This is a genomic window from Paenibacillus tritici (assembly GCF_018207515.1).
GTDB classification, from domain to species: Bacteria; Bacillota; Bacilli; order Paenibacillales; family Paenibacillaceae; genus Paenibacillus_AQ; species Paenibacillus_AQ tritici.
On record NZ_CP073365.1, the window covers coordinates 1,040,022 to 1,059,003 of the forward strand.

Consider the following 18,982-nt stretch of genomic DNA (forward strand, 5'->3'; position numbering starts at 1 on the left):
CCAGTACTGGAATGAAGAGAGGGAGCTGATGGCAGATATGGCACTGGACAGCTACAGCAAAGTACAGATAGGTGTGGATTATTATCCGGAGCATTGGGACGAGTCCATGTGGGAGACGGATATCAAGTTAATGAAGGAAACCGGGGTCAAGGTGGTTCGGGTTGCGGAATTCGCCTGGAGCCGGCTTGAACCTTCGGACGGCAGCTTTGACTTCGCCTGGCTGGACCGGGCTCTGGATCTGTTCCATGCGTACGGGATTCAGATTGTGATCGGGACGCCTACAGCGACACCGCCGCGCTGGCTGACCTCCGCTCACCCGGATGTGCTGCCTGTACTCGCTGGCGGCGGCGTCTTCCATCCGGGCGTGCGCGGCCACCGCTGTTATAACAGCGCTTCCCTGCAGCAGTATGGCAGCCGGATTATTGAGGCGCTGGCCCGCCGGTACAGCGGCCATCCTGCCGTCATCGGCTGGCAGACGGACAATGAGTTCAGCATGCTGGATTGCCACTGTGACAGCTGCAATCTGGCGTTCCGCAGCTGGGTGCAGAAGAAGTACGGAACCCTGGAGCAGGTGAACAGCGAGTGGGGAACCGTGGTCTGGAGCGGGGAGTACAGCGCCTGGGAGGAGCTGACCGTGCCTTATGGCGGCTCTCCCTTCCAGAATCCCTCTCTGCTGCTCGACTTCCAGCGCTTCCAGTGGGATGCGGTGATTGCCTACCAGAAGACGCAGACGGAAGTGCTGCGGGCCATCTGTCCACGACACTTCATCACCCATAACTTCCACAGCTATCCGCAGCGGCTGGATATGCACGGGCTGGCTGAGGCGCTGGATGTGGCAGCCTTCGATTATTATCCGAATCCTTCGCCGCAGAAACAGGCAACCGCACCTTACAGCGGGGCATTATCCCTGGATCTGACCCGCGGCATCAAACGCAGGGGCTTCTGGATCATGGAGCAGCTCAGTGGTCCTCCGGGCTGCTGGTTCCCGATGTGGCGTACTCCGTATCCCGGGCTTATCCGTGCTTATGCCTGGCAGGCGATTGCCAGAGGCGCGGATACCGTAGTGCATTTCCGCTGGAGAAGCGCCGCCGCCGGAGCCGAACAGTTCTGGCACGGGCTGATCGACCACAGCAATGTGCCCGGACGGCGATTCGCCGAATTCGCCCGGCTGTGCGGTGAGGTGAATGCTCTGGCTCCGCTGCTGGAAGGGACCCGGGTAATCAGCCGGGCTGCGATCCTGTATTCGCATGAGCAGCTGGCTGCCCTGCGGATTCAGCCTCAGGCGGAAGGGCTGGACTACTATGAGAATATCAAGCAGTATCACCGGGCGCTGACCAAGCTTGGCATCGGATGTGATGTCATCGACTGGCGGCAGCCGCTAGAAGGGTACAAGCTGGTGATTGTTCCGAGTCTCTACCTGCATGATGAGGAAGCTGCACAGCTGCTGGAGTCCTTTGCTACTGGAGGCGGAACAGTAATCCTTACCAGCCGCAGCGGTGTGAAGAACATGAACAACATCTGCGTCATGCAGCCGCTGCCGGGATTGTTCTCCCATGCGGCGGGTATCACCGTAGAGGAATATGATCCGGTGGGAGGCGAAGTGCATTCGCTTCGCAGCGCGGAGGATCTTCGGTATAAATGCAGCCAGTGGTGCGATATTCTCCGTCTGCAGGGAGCGGAGCCGGTCGCCTGGTACGCCGATGACTTCTTTGCCGGTGCTCCGGCAGTTACCATGAACCGCTTCGGAGCAGGCAAGGTATATTATATCGGCACCCAACCGGAAGAGAATTACTGGCTGAAGCTGCTGGGCGATGCTGCGCGGGATACGGGGCTTACACCCGTCCCGGAACTGCCGGACGGCGTGCAGGCCTTCACGCGCACAGGAGAGCAGGGGGAGCTGCTGTTCCTGCTGAATCTCAGCCGGACGGCTCAGACCGTTGGGCTGGATAAGGCTTACCGCAGTGCGCTTAGCGGTTCCTTACGGACCGGGGCCGCCAGGCTCGAGGCCTATGATATTGAGATTCTGCAGGCGGAAGACGGAAGTCCGCAGGAGGGCTGACGGATCAGTGCAGCCTTCTGAACTGCTCCGGCGTTACGGCCGACTGCTTGCGGAAGGTGGCGACGAAATGGCTGACATCACGGAAGCCGACCCGCTGCGAGATGGCTTTTACCGTAAGCTGGGGCTGGGCGACAAGCAATTCCTTGCTCTTGCGGATACGTAGCCGGACGAAGTAGGCATAGGGCGATAGCCCGAAGGTCTTCAGGAACAGGCTGTTCAGATATCTCCCGGATACTCCAAGCTGGGAAGCGAGATCATGGAGACCGAGCCCGGGATCGCCATAATGGCTGTCCATCCATTTCAGCAGCGGCTGAAGCTTGTCTACATTGCGGGAGATCGCGGTGTTATTATGCAGTTGCCCGTAGGTATTCAGGGTCAGCAGGAAGCGGTAGGCATCGCTGGATTCACCCAGGCTGAACATATCGCTTGAAGCATCGTGGCGGTCCAGCATCTCCTTCAGCATCTGGTGCAGCGGCGCCTCACTCTCCCAGCGGAAGAGGAGGCTGGTATTCATGCCAAGCGAATCCAATATATGCCGGGCTGATGTCCCGCCGAAGGTGAGATAATAGGTGCGCCATGCCTCGGAGGAGAGCGATTCATAACGATGCGGCGTGCCCGGCATCAGGAGAATGCCGCTGCCTTCGGGAAGGGTGATCTTTTTGTTGTCGAAGTGGACAAGCCCTTCGCCATTCGCAGTCTGCAGCCAGTGATAGGTGTGATAGCCTTGCGGACGGGAGACTTTCTCCTGATCGGGGTTATAGCCCATACTGTCCAGGGTAATGGGGAGCAGCTGGCCGCTCTCCTGGGCGAATACGATTCTGCGGACGGCGTCTACTGACATAGAAGGGTCATCTCCTGTTGTTCCATATTATTATATAGGATTTCATTAATATTATATTTATAGCGACAAGAATAGAGATTAGAATAAGAATATACTTATACTATAAAGGATGTGCTAAGTGTGATCAACGAGAAGTTACCTAAGATTTGGTACGGTGGAGATTATAACCCGGAGCAATGGGATGCACCGGTATGGGCAGAAGACGAGCGGATGTTCAAGCTTGCCGGAATTGACGTTGCCACCATTAATGTGTTCTCCTGGGCGTTGATCCAGCCGTCTGAGGATACGTATGATTTCACCGGTCTGGATGCATTAATCGACCGCTTATATAAGAATGGAACCTATGTATGTCTGGCTACCGGTACCGGCGCCCATCCGGCCTGGATGGCACACCGCTATCCTGAGGTTACACGGGTAGATGTCCAAGGCCGTAAGCGCAAATTCGGCGGACGCCATAACTCCAACCCGAACAGCGCGGTCTACCGCAAATATGCAACCTTGCTGGCTGGCAAGCTGGCTGAACGCTACAAGGATCATCCGGGACTGGTGGCCTGGCATATCTCCAATGAATACGGAGGATATGATTATTCCGAGCAGTCTGAAGCGGCCTTCCGCGTATGGCTGAAGAACCGTTATGGAACGCTTGAAGCGCTCAACAAAGCCTGGAATACCCGCTTCTGGGGCCATACCTTCTATGACTGGGAGGAAATCGTAGTCCCGAATGAGCTCAGTGAAGAGTGGAACGGCAACCGGACGAACTTCCAGGGTATATCCCTGGACTACCGCAGATTCATGTCGGATAGCCTGCTGGAATGCTATATCCTAGAGTATGAGGCCATTAAGCAGCACAGCACGGATATCCCGGTTACGACCAATCTTATGGGCTTCTACCCGGAGCTGGACTATTTCAAGTGGGCCAAATACCTGGATGTGATCTCCTGGGACAACTATCCGTCCCTCGACACGCCGGTCAGCCACACAGCCATGACGCATGATCTTATGCGCGGCCTGAAGAACGGCCAGCCGTTCATGCTGATGGAGCAGACGCCAAGCCAGCAGAACTGGCAGCCGTACAATACGCTGAAGCGTCCCGGCGTCATGCGCCTCTGGAGCTATCAGGCGGTTGCGCGCGGTGCAGACACCGTGCTGTTCTTCCAGCTCCGCCGGTCCATCGGGGCCTGCGAGAAGTATCATGGTGCGGTGATAGAGCATGTAGGGCATGAGCATACCCGGGTATTCCGTGAATGTGCCGAGCTTGGCCGGGAGCTGGAACAGCTCGGCGATGAGCTGCTGGATGCACGCAGCGCGGCGCAGATCGGGATTATCTATGACTGGGAGAACCGCTGGGCCCTTGATCTCTCCAGCGGCCCGTCCGTAGCGCTGAATTATGTGAACGAGGTTCATAAATATTATGATGCGCTCTATCAGCAGAATATCGAAGCGGATATGATCGGCGTGGAAGAGGACCTGTCGAAATACAAGATTGTCATTGCACCCGTGCTGTATATGGTGAAGCCGGGGTTTGCCGAGAAGGTCGAAGCCTTCGTTCAGGCAGGCGGAACCTTCATTACAACTTATTTCAGCGGCATCGTGAATGAGAATGATCTGGTCACGGTTGGCGGTTACCCTGGAGAGCTGCGCAAGGTTCTCGGCATCTGGGCCGAGGAGATCGACGCCCTGCTGCCGGGCATGAGCAATGAGATCGTGATGAACAAGGAATGGGGCTCCCTTAACCGTTCATATGGCTGCGATCTGCTCTGTGACCTGATTCATACCGAAGGCGCAGAAGTCCTCGCTGAATATGGTACGGACTTCTATAAAGGAATGCCGGCCCTGACCGTGAACCGCTTCGGTGCAGGCCAAGCCTATTATGTGGCGACAAGCCCGGATGCCGCCTTCCTGCGCGGATTCCTGGGTAACCTGTGCGCTGATAACGGCATTGCTCCACTGGTCAGCGCACCGGAAGGCATCGAGTCTGTTCAGCGTGTGAAGGATGGCGTATCCTACCTGTTCCTGCTGAACCACGCCGCAGAGGAGCTTAGTGCGGATATCGGCACCGGCGAGCGGACCGATCTGCTTACTGGCAAGAAGTTCAGCGGCTCCACTGTAGTTCCTGGCCGTGGAGTGCTGATTCTCTCAGACAAACAGTAATCGGCTAGACCGACGTTAAAAAAGCAGCGATTCCCGTAATAGGAGAATCGCTGCTTTTTGTTTTTGTATACTCCAGCATGAAAATGAGCAGCGCGCCTAAAAACAGAACGTCGTCTGTTCATCTATTTAACAAATGTTAACGGAAAACCGAACACAATTGGGCTGGAGGCGCCGCGTAAGCCGAATGTAATCGAAAAACCGAACACAATTGGACTGGGAGCGCCGCGTAGGCCGAATGTAATCGAAAAACCGAACACAATTGGATTGTGAGCGCCACGTCGGCCGAATGTAATCGAAAAACAGGCATGACAAGGCAAAGGCCTTGTCACCCCCAGGAATGAAAATAAGTGGGTGGCATCCGTCGCATCCATTCTAAAAGATGCTGTAGTCGTCAACACTACATATACAAATCAAAGGGCGGACGCGGTTACTGGGATACACCCCGTGCGAAAAACCGTTCTATTGCGCTTTTCGAGCATCGCCTATTGTACCCCCCAAAAAGTACGTGTATTAAATTACACTCACTCGAGCGCATGATTTGTAAGCTGACGATGGAGGATGATTGGAATGGATGCTGTACGTATGTGTTGCGCCGGTCTGGACGTGCACCAGGAAACCGTTGTGGCCTGCGTGTTAAAAGGACCGATCGAACAGAAACCACAATGTCACCTGAAAACCTTTGGGACGACAACCCGAGAATTGTTAGGACTGCAAGATTGGCTGAGTGAACACGGGTGCCGGGAAGTGGTGATGGAGAGTACCGGCGTGTTTTGGAAACCGGTATGGAACATCTTAGAGGGCAGTTGTGATCTTGTCTTGGCCAACGCCCAGCGGGTAAAGAATATGCCGGGTCGAAAAAGTGACATGCAAGATGCGCGCTGGTTAGCGCAATTGCACCGTTGCGGGCTCATTGAAGGCAGTATGGTGCCAGAACAGGACATCCGGGATTTGCGAGATTTGACCCGTTACCGGAGTAAGATGGTGCAGGCGGTGACGGCGGAGAAAAACCGCATTCACAAAATCCTGCAGGATGCCAACATCAAGCTAACCACCTTTATGTCCGATCTATATGGGGTTTCGGGACGGGGCCTGCTCCAGAAGATCATGGACGGCGAGGTCGTAGACGAAGTGACCGTTAAAAACCTGGTCAAAACCCGTTTAAAAAAGAAAGTTCCGCAGTTGCTAGACGCGCTCAATGGCAAGTTGCGCCGTCATCATCGCGAGATGATTCGAGACCATTGGGACCACTTGGTCTATTTGGAGAAACGGATCACTGAGCTGGAAGCTCGAATCGAGGCGAAGGCAGAACCCTACCTGGAGATGATCGAACAAATTGACTCCATTCCAGGAATTGAGCGGACGTCTGCCGTGACCATCTTTGCAGAAGTGGGGCCGCATGTCGCGGAAATGTTCCCGAGCGATGCGCAGTTTGCTTCATGGGCGGGGGTGTGTCCAGGGAACAACGAAAGCGCTGGAAAGCGAAAAAAGTCAAAAACGATGCAAGGGAACAAGCATCTGAAAGGGGCCTTGTGTCAGGCGGCTTGGGCGAACTCTCGCTCATCGAACCGGATCGGCCAATTCTTTCGACGAATTCGTAAGAGACGGGGAGATAAAAAAGCAAACGTCGCCACCGCGCATTTGCTGATTCGAATCCTCCATGCCCTGATGCGGGAGAAAAGGTCATACCAAGAAATAGACGTCTCACTAGGCGATGAGACGTCCAAGAAAAACCCGTTGGATCGGTACGTGCAATATATCCAGCAGTTAGGGTATAGCGTGCAATTAAATCCTATCCAATAGTCTCCCCTTTTTCAAAAAAAACGAAACGTTATTTTGGGGCGGTGGGTCTTTTTTTGTCAAAATCCAGTCTGCGGCGCATTTTCCGATACTTTTATTTTCGTATTAAACCGAACACAATTGGACTGGGAGCGCCGGGTAGGCCGAATGTAGATGGAAAACCGAACACAATTGGACTGGAGGCGCCGCGTAGGCCAAATGTAATCGGAAAGCCGAACACAATTGGACTGGGAGCACCACGTAGGCCGAATGTAATCGGAAAACCGAACACAATTGGGCTGGAGGCGCCGCGTAAGCCGAATGTAATCGGAAAACCGAACACAATTGGACTGGGAGCGCCGCGTAGGCAGTGCGTTTATCGCAGGTTGCGCCAGAAGTGTTTTCACAGAAAACGGAATACAATGTGAGGGTGCGAGGTCCGGATTCTCGCATGGCTTTAGCGATTTGACGAACGAACAGATTCGCTGAGTATAGGCGTAAATCATGACTTTGGTCAGCATCTTAGGTTGATAGCTGTCGCGGTCTCCGCCGGGATAAGCAGCGTCAAAGTAGCATAAGAATTTATATGTTGCACACGATAACTTCTCCTCAGTTGTGATTTTAGAAAGATTGAAGAACCTTTTCCCGCTTAAGCAGCGGAGAGGACGGAACGAATGTGGAAAAGCGATAGCGGTCGCCTTGGTCTCCGGATTCTCACCGATTAGGAAAATAAATAAAATCTGGAGATCACAGCGATTGGAACATAGGTCCGTTCACGGAGCGTCCATCCAAGTGCTTAAGTTAATCCTGCTTGTTTTATAGCGTGAACGAACCGAAGTCTGTAATCTTCAAATCCACTTCAAGATGAATGGGAGTCCGGCTGAATACCTCATCCCAGTGATCCTCCAGCTTGCGCCATAAGGCGGGTTCCTGAATCTTGAGCATGCTGGAGAATCCGATGGCATCTGCTTTGTAATCGGACTGGACTTTGTGGAACAGGCTCTGCATCATCTGCTCCAGCCGTTTTTTGAACAGCTTCTCTGCTTGCCCAGGCAGATGTGTGGCCGCAGGGTATTCCTCTTCGTTCCAGGTCTCACTCAGCCGTCCTTCCGTGGTCAGCTTGACGTCGAAGGACAGATGGTCACCGTCTACTTTGGCAGTGATTTTACTTTTCAGAGACTTTACTTCGTAAGTGATCGGCTCATTGCTCCAATCATAGGTTTTGATGACACCGCTCTGCCCCCTATTGGTCAGCCAGGACAGGCATTCGGTATCCTCCTGACTCAGCGCTCCCACCCAGTGCCCGGTATCTCCCTTGATCACCCCGGCTCCGGAGAACTCCACCTCGCCGTTCGCTGTCACCAGGTTCTGCAGCGCATAACTGCGTTTGGAATACATGAAGGAATCCAGCTTGGATAAAATAACCGGGGCCAGTACCTTGCTGGTTCTCTTCTGATTCCGCATCATATCTCTGATGTGAAAGGCGGGAATGACACCCTTTTGCTTGGAAATCATCGTCTCCTCCGCCCGGCCGTGGCTGATGAATACCATCGTACTGGGGCGGATGTCATTGTCCCGAAGTACAAAATCCATTAGCTGGTTCATACTCTGCTGCTTAAGCAGCTCGCTGGACACGACAATCACCTTAAGGTGATGCCCGATAATGGGCCGTTCCCGCAGGATGGAATACTGGCGGAAGATCTCCAGCACAGAGTCACCGGTTCCTGTTACATTCATATAAGGAGACACGCTCCCGTCCGTACTCTCTATACCCCCTACAGAATTAGCCGGAACCACCTGAACCGTGGCTGTAATCCTATTCCGCTTGGTATAAGTCGAGCCTTGCTCCTCCAGCTTCTGCTCTGTGGGAGACAGCTCCGCAGTATCGAGAGCCAGCCCGGCGTATAACGCCAGATCCTCAATCTCCTTGCTGCTCCAGCAGGAGGTCTGCGTAGCAAGGATCATCAGGCTGCATAGCAGTACCAGAATTCGTCTACACATGCTGCTTCAGCCCCTTCGTCCGGATGAGCCACACAATAGAGAGCAGAACAGGCACGAGCAGGAACAGAACCACGCCCATCCTGCCGATGGCATCCCCCAGTGCAAACAGGTCGCTTAAGGACTTCGGCACCATCGCCGAGATGAACAGAAGCGGAACCAAGGCATAGATAATCGGATGGACCTTAAGCTTGAAGATCTGTGAAAGGCCCAGCGAGGCCTGAAAGAAAAAGCTGCTGAAGTTGCAGAACATCTGCATCAGCCAGATGACCATGAACGGGAATTCCATCCGCTCGAAGAAAAATCCCGGCACCTCAAAGGTGCGCATCAGATCGATGGTTGGCCAGGTGCTGGTGATGGCGGAATTAATAGAAATCCCGCCGATGACTATAACAACAGTCAGGAGGTAGATTACCGTCAGAATGGCCATACCTCCAAGGATAGCTTTGACAGCTTGCTTAGGCTCCTGCATGAATGCTACAAGTGTCATAGTAACTTCACAGCCCGTGAAGATAAGCACTGTGGATTTCAGGCCTGCGAATACGGGGGCGACTCCATTTCCGAGCACAGGCCGCAAATGCTCAATGTCAAATATCCGCAGGCTGAGCAAGAAGGAGATTAGCAGAATCATGATACTAATAGGAAACACAATGGTATAGACACGGGCAATAGAGTTGATCCCTCCAGACACCAGATAGGTGCTCAGCCAGAGAAAAGGCAGAATCACCGCCCAGATGGGGGTCCCTTCCAGCAGGAAGAACAGGGTGACCTCAGCCAGTGTGCGGATCTCAAAGCCGGCGATCGTGATGAAATACAGAATGAGCAGCAGGGACAGGGCTCCTCCGATGAACCTGCCGGTGAGCCGGCTGGCATATTGGAAGACGGTTTGACCCGGGAACTGCTGGCTGATCTTCACCATGACGAATACAGCGAGCATCACAATCGCTCCGCCCAGCAGGACGGAAATCCAGGCATCCGGAGTTTTGACAGTCTGGCTTACACTGCGCGGCAGCGTAAGAATACCCGCGCCCAGCAGCGTATTGTTCAAGAAAATGGCGGTTTGTGCAGCAGTGATTTTGTCATCGGTGCGTATGAACATGATACGTCCTCCTTACGCGCGGGCGCGGTTATGACTTGCGTTTGTTCTGCCGGGTCTTCATCATGAGAGGTCTGCGTTTCATCAGAGCCATCGGGGCGCGCAGGAACAGATCCTTCCAGTCACTTATCCGGAAAGGGGAGATCGGCGACAGATAAGGCACGCCGAAGCTCTTGAGCTTGCTCAAATGGCAGAAGATCAGCAGGAAGAACAGAATGGTACCGTACATCCCCAGCACTGACGCAAACAGCATGCCAACGAAGCGCAGCATCCGCAGTGTGATCCCCGCGCTGTACATGGGAATGGAGAAAGAGGAGATGGCGGTTACGGCAACCGTAATCACCAGGAACGGACTGACGATACCCGCCTGTACCGCAGCATCGCCGATGATCAGACCGCCGACGATGCCCATCGCCGGACCGATCGGCTTCGGCAGCCGGATGCCGGCTTCGCGCAGGATCTCGATGGAGATCTCCAGAATCAGCACTTCAATCAGTGAAGGGAAGGGCACGCCCTGCCGGGTTTTGATGATTGTAATCGCCAGCTCCGTAGGAATCAGTCCCGGATGAAAGGAGATGAACGAGATGTACAGGGCCGGAGCCATCAGGGCCAGGAAGGAGGCGGTGAACCGCAGCAGCCGCAGCAGGGTGCCCGGAAGCCAGCGCTCATAATAGTCTTCCGGTGACTGCAGCAGCATACTGAAGGTCACCGGCGCGATGAGTACGAAGGGAGTGCCATCCAGCATAATAGCAATCCGTCCTTCGAGCAGGGCGCTGATGACTCTGTCCGGCCGTTCGGTGTTCTGAAGCTGCTGGAAGGGACTGAGGTAATTATCCTCAATCAGCTGCTCGATATAACCGGATTCAGCCAGGAAATCAAAGTCGATTTTGCAGATCCGGTTCTTGACCTCCTCCAGCAGTTCGGGATTGACGATATCCTTCATGTAGGCGAGCACAATGTCCCGCTGAATTGTGTTGCCTGCCCGGTAAGACTTCATCTCAAGCTGGTCATTGAAGCCCTGGCGGCGGAGCATAGCCGTATTCTCGCTGAGCACCTCGGAGAAACCCAGCCGGGGGCCGCGGAGCAGCGCTTCGGAGACCGGCTCGCCAATCGTGCGGTTAGCAGATCCGGGCAGCTCTACCAGGAGCCCGCAGGGCAGGCCCTCAATCAGCAGGCCGCCATGTCCGAAGAGGAGGAGTTTATTGAAGTTGTCTATAGCCGCCTCTTCTTTAAGCTCACTGAAGGGGAGCAGCCGGCCGGCAATTTCTGCGGAAGACAGAGAACCAGCGGGCAAGTCGTACATCAGAAACTGCATAATTTGCATATTCAGCACCCGGTCATTCTGCATGCCGCTAATATGGATAAGCACGGCCCGTGCACCGGAATGGGCGATCGTGAATTCCCTGAAATGCAGATCGCTGTTGCCTCCGATGGCGGCTCTCACTGCAAGCAGGTCCGAATTGTAGTTACCGCTGAAGGAAGCCGGGCGTGGTGTGTCAGAATGCGCAGGAACCGGCGGCTGTGACTGGCGGGCGGTTTTGGTGCCATAGCCAATCTGCCCCCGGCCGCTTCCTACGAACCGGTAGAGCGATCTGTATATATATCTAAGGAGCAATGGAACAAGCAGAGCCGCACCCGCCTGACCAAAGACTGCCCAGCCGGGTACAAACGATACAATGGTAGCGAACAGAGTGATCATCCCCAGCCGTAGAAATTAAGAATCCTTGACGCGAACATATCCTTGTTCATGAAGTTTTCCAAAGTTTGTTTGAATTTAGTCATTTTACCGAAAAATATAAATCAAAACCGGATGAGTTACAGGGTATATAATATTTAATAGAGCTGGTTGTTCAGCACAGCGGAAATTATGCGTTCAGGAAAGAGGCAGCACATGAAAACGTTACTAGTCACAGGCTACCGTGCCCACGAGCTGGGCATTTATGATAGCAAGCATCAGGGCATTCCCTATATCAAAAAAGCGCTCACGAACCGGATTGTACCGCTGGTGGAGGAGGGGCTGGAATGGATCATTACGCCCGGCCAATATGGCGTCGATCTGTGGGCCTGCGAGGTGGTACTGGAGCTGAAGCAGCAATACCCCGGACTGAAGCTGGGCATTATTACGGCACATGCGGCGCCGGAGGAGAAGTGGAAGGAAGAAAAGCAGAATGAGTACCGCCGTATTATTGCCGGAGCCGACTACTACGGTGCCGTAAGTAATGCGCCGTATGACGGAAGCTGGCAGTTCCGGGCCAGAGATGATCTGCTTTTCCGCAAAAGCGACGGGATACTGTTGTTCTATGACGAGGACGCCGCAGAAGGCAGTGCGAAGTTCACCAAGGAGCGCGCCATGAAGCTGCATGCCGAAGGCGGGTACGAGCTGTATCTGATGCACGCAGAGGAGATTCAGAACATCGCTGACGAAGAGAGCCAGCGCGAGTATGAATAAGGGGGAGATTTATGAATAAGGAAGCAGTATACACTGAGGATATTTGTTATGTAATTCTGCTGAGTCCAACAGCGCAGGACCGCAGGGATATGGATATTATCCGGGCGCATGTCAAGCATCTGCAGGAGCTGGAGCGCAGCGGACAGCTGGTGCTGTGCGGACCGTTCAGCGACAGTCCCGGCGGGATGGTCATTATCCGTGCTGCCTCTCGGGAGGCAGCTGAAGTCATCGCCCAGAGGGACCCGTATATTACATCAGGTATCCGCAGCTACGAGCTGCGCACCTGGGGCCTGTCCCATGAAGGCAACAGGCATATGGGTATAGCCGCAGATTAGGGCGGGCCGGGTCAGATGAAGCTTTTCAGCGAGGGGGCCTTCCGCACCTTATAGTTCTGTTCATACGCGTAAGCGAGCCTGATCAGCACCGGCTCCTCATAAGCGCGGGCAGAGAAGGTTACGCCAAAAGGGGCCCCGGCTGAGGTATAGCCTGACGGTACAACGATGGACGGGTAGCCGGCTCTTGAGGTAATCCGTGCGCCGAAGTCAGCGGGAAACAATAGGGCGTCGAGCTGATGCTCACGCATCGTGGCGTCGATCCCCTGCTCCTTGCAGAGCCGGAGATCCGTCATGCGGTCACGCAGATATTGCGGCTCGGTGAAGGTGCCCGAGGTCGTATATTCAGCATCCAGCAGCGTTGCTTGCCCGAACTTCAGCGTTTGCACCGGATGGGCATGGTTGAAGTCGATAATATCCTTCAGGGTGCGCATGGGGGCACCCGGACCCAGGCGCGCCAGGTAAGCGTTCAGCGAGGTTTTGAATTCATTCAGCACCACGGATGAATAGCTGATCTCCCGCGCCGTGGTAATCTCTGCCGGATCTATGATGGTTGCTCCAAGCTCGCGCATTCTGTCCACAGAGGCATTGAACAGCGCCAGCTGCTCCTCTGTCAGCTCCTCGAAATAATAATCGCGCGGAATTCCGATGCGGGCCCCTTGCAGTCCGTTGGCATCCAGGAAAACAGTATAATCCTCATGAACCTTACCTCTGTTCGTACCCATGGCGGCATCCTTCTCATCCTGCCCGAGCAGGGCATTCAGCAGAAGAACAGCATCACGGACCGTTCTAGCCATAGGTCCGGCGGTATCCTGCGTACTGGAGAGCGGCAGAATGCCGGAGCGGCTGATCAACCCTACCGTGGGCTTAATGCCGATAATGGAGCCGAGGTTGCCGGGGTTGAGGATGGAGCCGGAGGTTTCTGTTCCAACGGATACCGTGCAGAAATTGCAGGCGACCGCTACCGCAGACCCGGCGCTGGAGCCGCCTGTCGGAGTGGAGATATTGTAGGGGTTAAGCACCTGCCCGCCCCGGGAGCTGTAGCCGGAGGGCATGCCGTTCGTCATGAAGTTGGCGAATTCCGTCATGTTGGCTTTGCCCATAATGATAGCTCCCGCCTCGCGCAGCCTGCTGATGATGAAGGCATCCTCTCCGGCAAAAGAATCCGCCAACGCGAGCGAGCCCGCACTGGTATGCATGTTGTCCCCGGTATTAATGTTATCCTTCAGCAGCACCGGGATGCCGTGCAGCGGTCCGCGCGGACCCTGAAGCTGGCGCTCCGTGTCGAGGGATTCAGCGATGAACAGCGCATCTGGATTAATCTCCAGCACGGAGTTAACCGTCAGGCCGCTTTTGTCATGATCGGCTATGCGTTCAAGATACATCAGGACTAATTGTCTGGAAGTGATCTCTCCGGTATCCAGAGCAGCCCCAATCTCAGATATAGTAGCCTCTACGATTTCAAAACTCATGCGGGTTCACGCTTCTTTCCCTTTATGATTGTGTAGTTTCTCCTACATCTAAACACAGTTTTGGCTGTGTTCATAGTGTTCTTTTTGCCGTCCGGCGGACCTTCACTTTGCGTGTTAACTTTAAAAGGTGATTAAGAAGTACCCTACTGTGGTTAAATACATGACATGATTTAACAAGACTTGCCAATATCACTAGGAGGAATCGAACTTGAAGAAATGGACTACGTTATGTATGGGTGTTGCTCTATCCGTTGCCCTGGCTGCCTGCGGCAATAATGAGGAGGCCAAACCATCGGAGGGGGCTGCAACCGCCGCTCCATCTTCAGCTGCTGCAACCACGGCGCCTGAAGCTTCCGCATCGGCAGCGCCTGCTGAACAGACTACGGATGGAGTTCCAACGGTAGATGAATTGATTCAGAAGACGGCTGCTGCCGGAGCAGAGCTGAAGGGCTTCGCTATGGATTCGCAGGTGAAGCAGAAGATCGTGATGAAACAAGGGGATCAGAACACAGAGCAAGCTACAGATATGACTATTAAATCTCAATTCACGAAGGACCCGCTGCAAATGCATCAGGAGATTGAGATGAAGCTGGCAGGCCAAGGCGATCAGAAGATGGAGCAGTACGTGACTGCGGACGGCTTCTACTCCATGACGAACGGCCAATGGATGAAGATGCCTTCTTCGATGAGTGAGCAGGTTGTTGCCGCGATGCAGCAGTCCGCAAGTCCTGAGAAGCAGCTGGAGCAGTTCAAGGCGATCTCCGAGCAAACGAAGATCACTGAGGATGGCGATAATTATCTGCTGGCCGCAGACGTATCCGGTGACAGTGTCAAGGAACTGGCGAAGAGTTACATGAACCAGGGCGGCAGCGCTGACCCGCAGATGGCTGCAATGATGGAGCAGATGAACATCAAGAGCATGAAGATCTCTTACGCTGTAGACAAGAAGACGTATTATCCAACCAAGACGGATGTTACCATGGTCATGGATATGACCAGCGGAGAACAAACCATGTCGATGGATATGAATATGACTGCAACCATCAAAGATCATAACAAGGTTACCGAAATCAAGATTCCGCAGGAAGCACTGGATGCCAAAGAAATCGAGATGCCGGCAGCTCCCGCAGCTCCGACAACTCCTTAATCGGGCGTATCGAGCTGAACAATAGAACAACAAGCAGAAACGGCGTTGCCACCCTCTAAAGGGCGGCAACGCCGTTTCTGCTTGTAAAGCGGATTATAGACCAAACGGCGAGATACTGTTCAACAGTCCGAAGGCTGCTCCGGCAATGACGGATGCGATCAGCTTGTAGAAAATATATCCGGTAACCATATTGGCGATGGCAATCAGGTACAGCGTGTCAAATCTGCGGCTGGTGGTATGGAGCGGATATTGGAACATCACCGTGTTGATGCTGATGAAGACGAACAGGAAAGACAGCACAAGCAGTGTAGTCGAGAAAGAGTGCAGGCTGATCATCAGCGACAGAATAGCCAGCACCAGCAGCGCTACTGCTGGAACGAGCAGGGTTCCCAGCCGTGTGATCAGCAGTTTGAGCTCAAAGCTGACCTTCTCCACCCGGAGTACTGCATAAGTGGCTGCGCAGGCAACAGCAAGGCCTACTGCAGTTAATAGAAGCGGCTTCAGAAATCCGGGACCGAAGACTGCCGAGACGTCCCACTTGATGAACCAGGTGAGGAAATACAAGGCTGTCAGTACTGCCGTCAGACCCATTGTGATCAGACTGTTCATGAAATGAGCCGCCGTGACTTCTTTCATGGTGCTATACGGACGGGTGAGGGCGTTCAGGTAAAAGCTCCAATACTGTTTGCCTACCTGCTGCGCCTGCTGTACACGTTCATCTTGGAGCAGGGTGTTCCATTGTTCGGATACTTTACGCTGGGGCTGAGGTCCTCCAGGCTCCTGGCCCGGCCCCCCTGGGTTCGAGAAGGGCGTTCCGCCTTCCGGGTTGTTCATTGCTGTTCCTCCTTGTTGTGAAATATATGGAAATTACCATTCACTTTAGTATAGCATATGCTATAGCTGGAGCTGTCAGTCTTCTGAGCGGACAAAACCCTCTTCAGCCAAGTATTCCTCGGCCTCCTCTACCGTTTCAAACGCCATCTCCAGCTGGAGCCCGGCATAAAGGTACCACAGATCCTCCTCGAATCTCAGACTCAGCGTATGTCCGTCTTCATTGTTCCACAGCGATTCCGCTTCGGTAGCGCCTTGCTGCGCTTTTTTCTTTCTTTTGGCAGGGGCAGGAGCCTCGGGAATGTACATCAGCAGCGAAGTGATCGAAGCATCCAGCAGCTCGCGCAGCGCAGCCTCCGAATAATCGCGGATATTCACCAGTCCCTTATCATCCGTCTCGTAGCCCCGCAGCAGACCGGCATAGACAAAGCCGTTGCCGTTAGGATGAATATGCGAAGCCACCGTCTTCTTGTCATGCCGGCTCTGCTCCAGGTGGTAATTCACCCGTCCAAGCGAGACCTTGCGCGCCTCCAGCTGGGGATAGGAATCAAGAATCGCTAATTTCTGTTCAAAAGTAAGCATATACAGCCTCCGGTTTCCATTTGAATATAAAACGTCAGTTGATTATAGCATGACAGCCGACGATGCTACATAGCTTGCTGTGCCCGGTCCCCAAGGCTTCACACTACAAGCGGCAGCCGCAGCACGAAGGAGCAGCCCTGCTGCGGAGTGCTGCCAAGCTCCAGAGTGCCGCCCATCGCCTCGGCCAGCAGTCTGCTGAAGGTGAGGCCAAGCCCGAGTCCGCGCAGCACGCTCTGCTTGCCGGAGCTGCGGAAGAAGGCATCGAATATCCGCTCCCGGTTGTCCGGATGGATACCCGGCCCGTTATCCGAGACAATGATTTCGGCCATTCCCTGCGGTGTGGCTGTAAGCGTAAGCTTCAGCTGAAGCCTGCGGTCCGGGGCCTTCGCCTGCACGCTGTTGTTCAGCAGATTCACGATAATCTGCTGGATACGCAGCGGATCACCCCGCAGAAGGAGCGGGGACTCCGGTAGATGAAGGATGGGCTCACAGACGTCCTCACTCTGGGTCAGCTTCCATTGATAGAGAATTTCCTCCAGCAGCGGGGCAGCCTCCAGCTTGTCGTTGCGGACGGCAACCATGCCGGCGGTCAGCGCATTGTAGTCCAGCAGATCGGCAACCATATGCTGCAGCCTTCCGGTTTCAAGCAAAGCGATATCAAGGAATTCTCCGGCCTCTTCGCCTTCAACGACTCCCTCGCGGACCGCATGAAGCAGTCCTTTGATCGAGGTAACCGGGGTCTTGAGTTCATGGGACACTCCGGCCAGCATAATGGCCCGCGACTGTTCGAACTGCTGCAGCTTGGCGGCCATCTCCTGGAAGGAGACCAGCAGTTCATGAATCTCCCGCTCTTTGGCTCCGGTCTCAAGCACAATATTATACTGGCCGCTGCTGATCTGCGCGGCGGCAGCGGCCACCCGCTGCACCGGCTTGGCCAGCTTGATGGATAGGAGGTAGATCGTTAGCCAGCTTAAGATGATCAGAAAGACGATGATAATGGAGAAGAAGGTAATCTCCTCCTGCGGGATGTGGCGCAGGGAGCGTTTGGACTGCATGACCAGTACTTGCCCGAGTGTGGCCTGGTCTCCCCGGATCTGTGCCGCAGCGGCTTTGTATTCCGGAGTACGTGAATCGGTCAGGGTATCGTTCAGCTTATAACGCATTTCTTCTCCGGTCATCGGTGGCGAGGAGTATAGCAGTTCGCCCGCAGGTCCGGTGATGATTACGCACATCTCTGTGGTCACTTTGAAAAAGCGCTTGCGGTCCTCAACCAGCTTATCCAGGCTGGGGTTAATGGCTAATTTGCCGTCTGTACCCACGCTGCGGTCGGCAATCTCCTGTGCCAGCAGACCGGTAGTCTGCATCCGGTTGTTCATGGCCTCCTGCTGTATCCACCAGAAGGTGAACAGCGCGGTCAGCAGCAGCCCGATGCTGATGATCAGCAGATAACGCAGCGTCCAGTACGAGAGGATGGAGGTATGCTTCCTGGCTCTCTTATTCATGTTGTCCATAATTGATAACCTGTTCCTCTCAGGGTGCGGATTTCGCCTTCACTGTCCGGCCAGTGGGAGAGCGCCTGGCGCAGTCTTTTGATGGAGAGATCGACGGCCCGGTCACTTCCCTCATAATCCATCTCCCACACATGCTCCAGCAGCTGGTCCCGGGTGCAGATCTGATTCGGGCGCTCGGCCAGGAACAGCAGCACCGACATGTCACGCGGGCTAAGGCTGACCTCCGCCCCGTTCAGAAATATACTGCGGGCCGAGTAATCAATGAACAGGCTGCCGAAATGGCGTTTGCGGCTGCCGTCCGACCACTGGGAGGGGCGGCGCAGCACTGCATTCACCCGTGCGACAACCTCCTCGGGAATGAAGGGCTTGGACATATAGTCATCTGCTCCCCCGTCCAGCCCTGCGAGCCTGTCCTTGATGCCGTCCCGGGCAGTGAGCATGATGACAGGGCAGCTGCTTTTCTCGCGGATCTGTGCGAGCAGCTCGAAGCCGTCTATCTCCGGCAGCATAATATCGAGCAGGATCAGCGAGGGCGGCGCTTCCTCGAAGGCTTCCAGGGCACTCCGGCCGTCTGCGGCACGGGTAACGTGGAAGCCCGCTTTTCGCAGATAGGCACTAAGCACCCGTGCGATGGCCTCCTCATCCTCTACAATTAGAATTGATTTCATAGCATTCAATCTCCTAGTTAAAATTACGACAATTCTATCATATTGCCGGCTTGTCTGCTTTGACTTATT

General features: G+C 54.5%; 15 protein-coding genes and 1 pseudogene. 6 read left to right on the top strand and 10 right to left on the bottom strand.

What is annotated here, in order from left to right:
- Positions 1 to 28 precede the first annotated feature (28 nt).
- Positions 29 to 2,059 (top strand): beta-galactosidase, encoded by a 2,031-nt coding sequence (locus tag KDC22_RS04430; protein WP_246553294.1) that lies wholly within the window; start codon positions 29 to 31, stop codon positions 2,057 to 2,059.
- A gap of 4 nt (positions 2,060 to 2,063) precedes the next feature.
- Here KDC22_RS04430 and KDC22_RS04435 read toward each other — a convergent pair whose 3' ends face one another.
- Positions 2,064 to 2,900, bottom strand: coding sequence for an AraC family transcriptional regulator (locus KDC22_RS04435; protein WP_173136785.1), 837 nt, complete (start codon positions 2,898 to 2,900; stop codon positions 2,064 to 2,066).
- Between the two features lie 120 nt (positions 2,901 to 3,020).
- Between KDC22_RS04435 and KDC22_RS04440 the strand changes: the two genes are divergently transcribed.
- Both KDC22_RS04440 and KDC22_RS04445 read left to right on the top strand, forming a co-directional pair.
- On the top strand, positions 3,021 to 5,051 hold the full coding sequence (locus KDC22_RS04440; protein WP_211722191.1) for a beta-galactosidase: 2,031 nt from the start codon (positions 3,021 to 3,023) through the stop codon (positions 5,049 to 5,051).
- 567 nt (positions 5,052 to 5,618) lie between these two features.
- Positions 5,619 to 6,851, top strand: coding sequence for an IS110 family RNA-guided transposase (locus KDC22_RS04445; protein ID WP_211721515.1), 1,233 nt, complete (start codon positions 5,619 to 5,621; stop codon positions 6,849 to 6,851).
- 417 nt (positions 6,852 to 7,268) lie between these two features.
- On the opposite strand, the pseudogene KDC22_RS33960 reads toward KDC22_RS04445, so the two are convergent.
- The 4 genes and pseudogenes from KDC22_RS33960 to KDC22_RS04460 form a co-directional block, all read right to left on the bottom strand.
- Positions 7,269 to 7,396: pseudogene (locus KDC22_RS33960) on the bottom strand (transposase); the annotation flags it as partial.
- 247 nt (positions 7,397 to 7,643) lie between these two features.
- The gene (locus tag KDC22_RS04450; RefSeq protein WP_211722192.1) at positions 7,644 to 8,828 is read right to left on the bottom strand and encodes a Ger(x)C family spore germination protein; all 1,185 of its coding nucleotides are present in this window, start codon (positions 8,826 to 8,828) and stop codon (positions 7,644 to 7,646) included.
- Positions 8,821 to 9,924: a GerAB/ArcD/ProY family transporter gene (locus KDC22_RS04455; protein ID WP_211722193.1), complete on the bottom strand. Its 1,104-nt coding sequence runs from the start codon at positions 9,922 to 9,924 to the stop codon at positions 8,821 to 8,823. The genes KDC22_RS04450 and KDC22_RS04455 overlap by 8 nt, the downstream gene beginning before the upstream one ends.
- A 28-nt stretch (positions 9,925 to 9,952) precedes the next feature.
- Complete coding sequence (locus tag KDC22_RS04460) at positions 9,953 to 11,620, bottom strand: spore germination protein (protein WP_425516993.1); 1,668 nt, start codon at positions 11,618 to 11,620, stop codon at positions 9,953 to 9,955.
- Positions 11,621 to 11,812: 192 nt separating this feature from the next.
- On the opposite strand from KDC22_RS04460, the gene KDC22_RS04465 reads away from it, so the two are divergent.
- Together KDC22_RS04465 and KDC22_RS04470 are read left to right on the top strand one after the other, a co-directional pair.
- Entirely contained in the window at positions 11,813 to 12,370 is a 558-nt protein-coding gene (locus KDC22_RS04465) for an SLOG family protein (protein WP_211722194.1), read from the top strand.
- Positions 12,371 to 12,381: 11 nt separating this feature from the next.
- Entirely contained in the window at positions 12,382 to 12,705 is a 324-nt protein-coding gene (locus KDC22_RS04470) for a YciI family protein (protein WP_211722195.1), read from the top strand.
- 11 nt (positions 12,706 to 12,716) lie between these two features.
- On the opposite strand, the gene KDC22_RS04475 is transcribed toward KDC22_RS04470, so the two are convergent.
- Entirely contained in the window at positions 12,717 to 14,174 is a 1,458-nt protein-coding gene (locus tag KDC22_RS04475; protein ID WP_173136773.1) for an amidase family protein, read from the bottom strand.
- A 208-nt stretch (positions 14,175 to 14,382) separates the two neighbouring features.
- Here KDC22_RS04475 and KDC22_RS04480 point away from each other — a divergent pair, with 208 nt between their 5' ends.
- A complete protein-coding gene (locus KDC22_RS04480) occupies positions 14,383 to 15,321 on the top strand; it encodes a DUF6612 family protein (protein ID WP_211722196.1) in 939 nt (312 codons plus the stop codon).
- Between the two features lie 93 nt (positions 15,322 to 15,414).
- On the opposite strand, the gene KDC22_RS04485 is transcribed toward KDC22_RS04480, so the two are convergent.
- The 4 genes from KDC22_RS04485 to KDC22_RS04500 all read right to left on the bottom strand — a co-directional run bounded on the left by KDC22_RS04485 (position 15,415) and on the right by KDC22_RS04500 (position 18,913).
- A complete protein-coding gene (locus KDC22_RS04485; protein WP_173136769.1) occupies positions 15,415 to 16,155 on the bottom strand; it encodes a hypothetical protein in 741 nt (246 codons plus the stop codon).
- Between the two features lie 75 nt (positions 16,156 to 16,230).
- Complete coding sequence (locus tag KDC22_RS04490) at positions 16,231 to 16,734, bottom strand: hypothetical protein (protein WP_211722197.1); 504 nt, start codon at positions 16,732 to 16,734, stop codon at positions 16,231 to 16,233.
- Positions 16,735 to 16,832: 98 nt separating this feature from the next.
- The gene (locus KDC22_RS04495; RefSeq protein ID WP_211722198.1) at positions 16,833 to 18,236 is read right to left on the bottom strand and encodes a sensor histidine kinase; all 1,404 of its coding nucleotides are present in this window, start codon (positions 18,234 to 18,236) and stop codon (positions 16,833 to 16,835) included.
- A complete protein-coding gene (locus tag KDC22_RS04500) occupies positions 18,233 to 18,913 on the bottom strand; it encodes a response regulator transcription factor (RefSeq protein WP_173136763.1) in 681 nt (226 codons plus the stop codon). Before KDC22_RS04500 ends, KDC22_RS04495 begins: the two co-directional genes overlap by 4 nt.
- Between the last annotated feature and the right edge of the window lie 69 nt (positions 18,914 to 18,982).

Coding starts and splice junctions, on each gene's coding strand:
- KDC22_RS04485 (WP_173136769.1), bottom strand. CDS start 16,155: ATGAACAACCCGGAAGGCGGAACGCCCTTCTCGAACCCAGGGGGGCCG.
- KDC22_RS04435 (WP_173136785.1), bottom strand. CDS start 2,900: ATGTCAGTAGACGCCGTCCGCAGAATCGTATTCGCCCAGGAGAGCGGC.
- KDC22_RS04450 (WP_211722192.1), bottom strand. CDS start 8,828: ATGTGTAGACGAATTCTGGTACTGCTATGCAGCCTGATGATCCTTGCT.
- KDC22_RS04470 (WP_211722195.1), top strand. CDS start 12,382: ATGAATAAGGAAGCAGTATACACTGAGGATATTTGTTATGTAATTCTG.
- KDC22_RS04495 (WP_211722198.1), bottom strand. CDS start 18,236: ATGAATAAGAGAGCCAGGAAGCATACCTCCATCCTCTCGTACTGGACG.
- KDC22_RS04445 (WP_211721515.1), top strand. CDS start 5,619: ATGGATGCTGTACGTATGTGTTGCGCCGGTCTGGACGTGCACCAGGAA.
- KDC22_RS04490 (WP_211722197.1), bottom strand. CDS start 16,734: ATGCTTACTTTTGAACAGAAATTAGCGATTCTTGATTCCTATCCCCAG.
- KDC22_RS04455 (WP_211722193.1), bottom strand. CDS start 9,924: ATGTTCATACGCACCGATGACAAAATCACTGCTGCACAAACCGCCATT.
- KDC22_RS04460 (WP_425516993.1), bottom strand. CDS start 11,620: ATGATCACTCTGTTCGCTACCATTGTATCGTTTGTACCCGGCTGGGCA.
- KDC22_RS04430 (WP_246553294.1), top strand. CDS start 29: ATGGCAGATATGGCACTGGACAGCTACAGCAAAGTACAGATAGGTGTG.
- KDC22_RS04465 (WP_211722194.1), top strand. CDS start 11,813: ATGAAAACGTTACTAGTCACAGGCTACCGTGCCCACGAGCTGGGCATT.
- KDC22_RS04475 (WP_173136773.1), bottom strand. CDS start 14,174: ATGAGTTTTGAAATCGTAGAGGCTACTATATCTGAGATTGGGGCTGCT.
- KDC22_RS04500 (WP_173136763.1), bottom strand. CDS start 18,913: ATGAAATCAATTCTAATTGTAGAGGATGAGGAGGCCATCGCACGGGTG.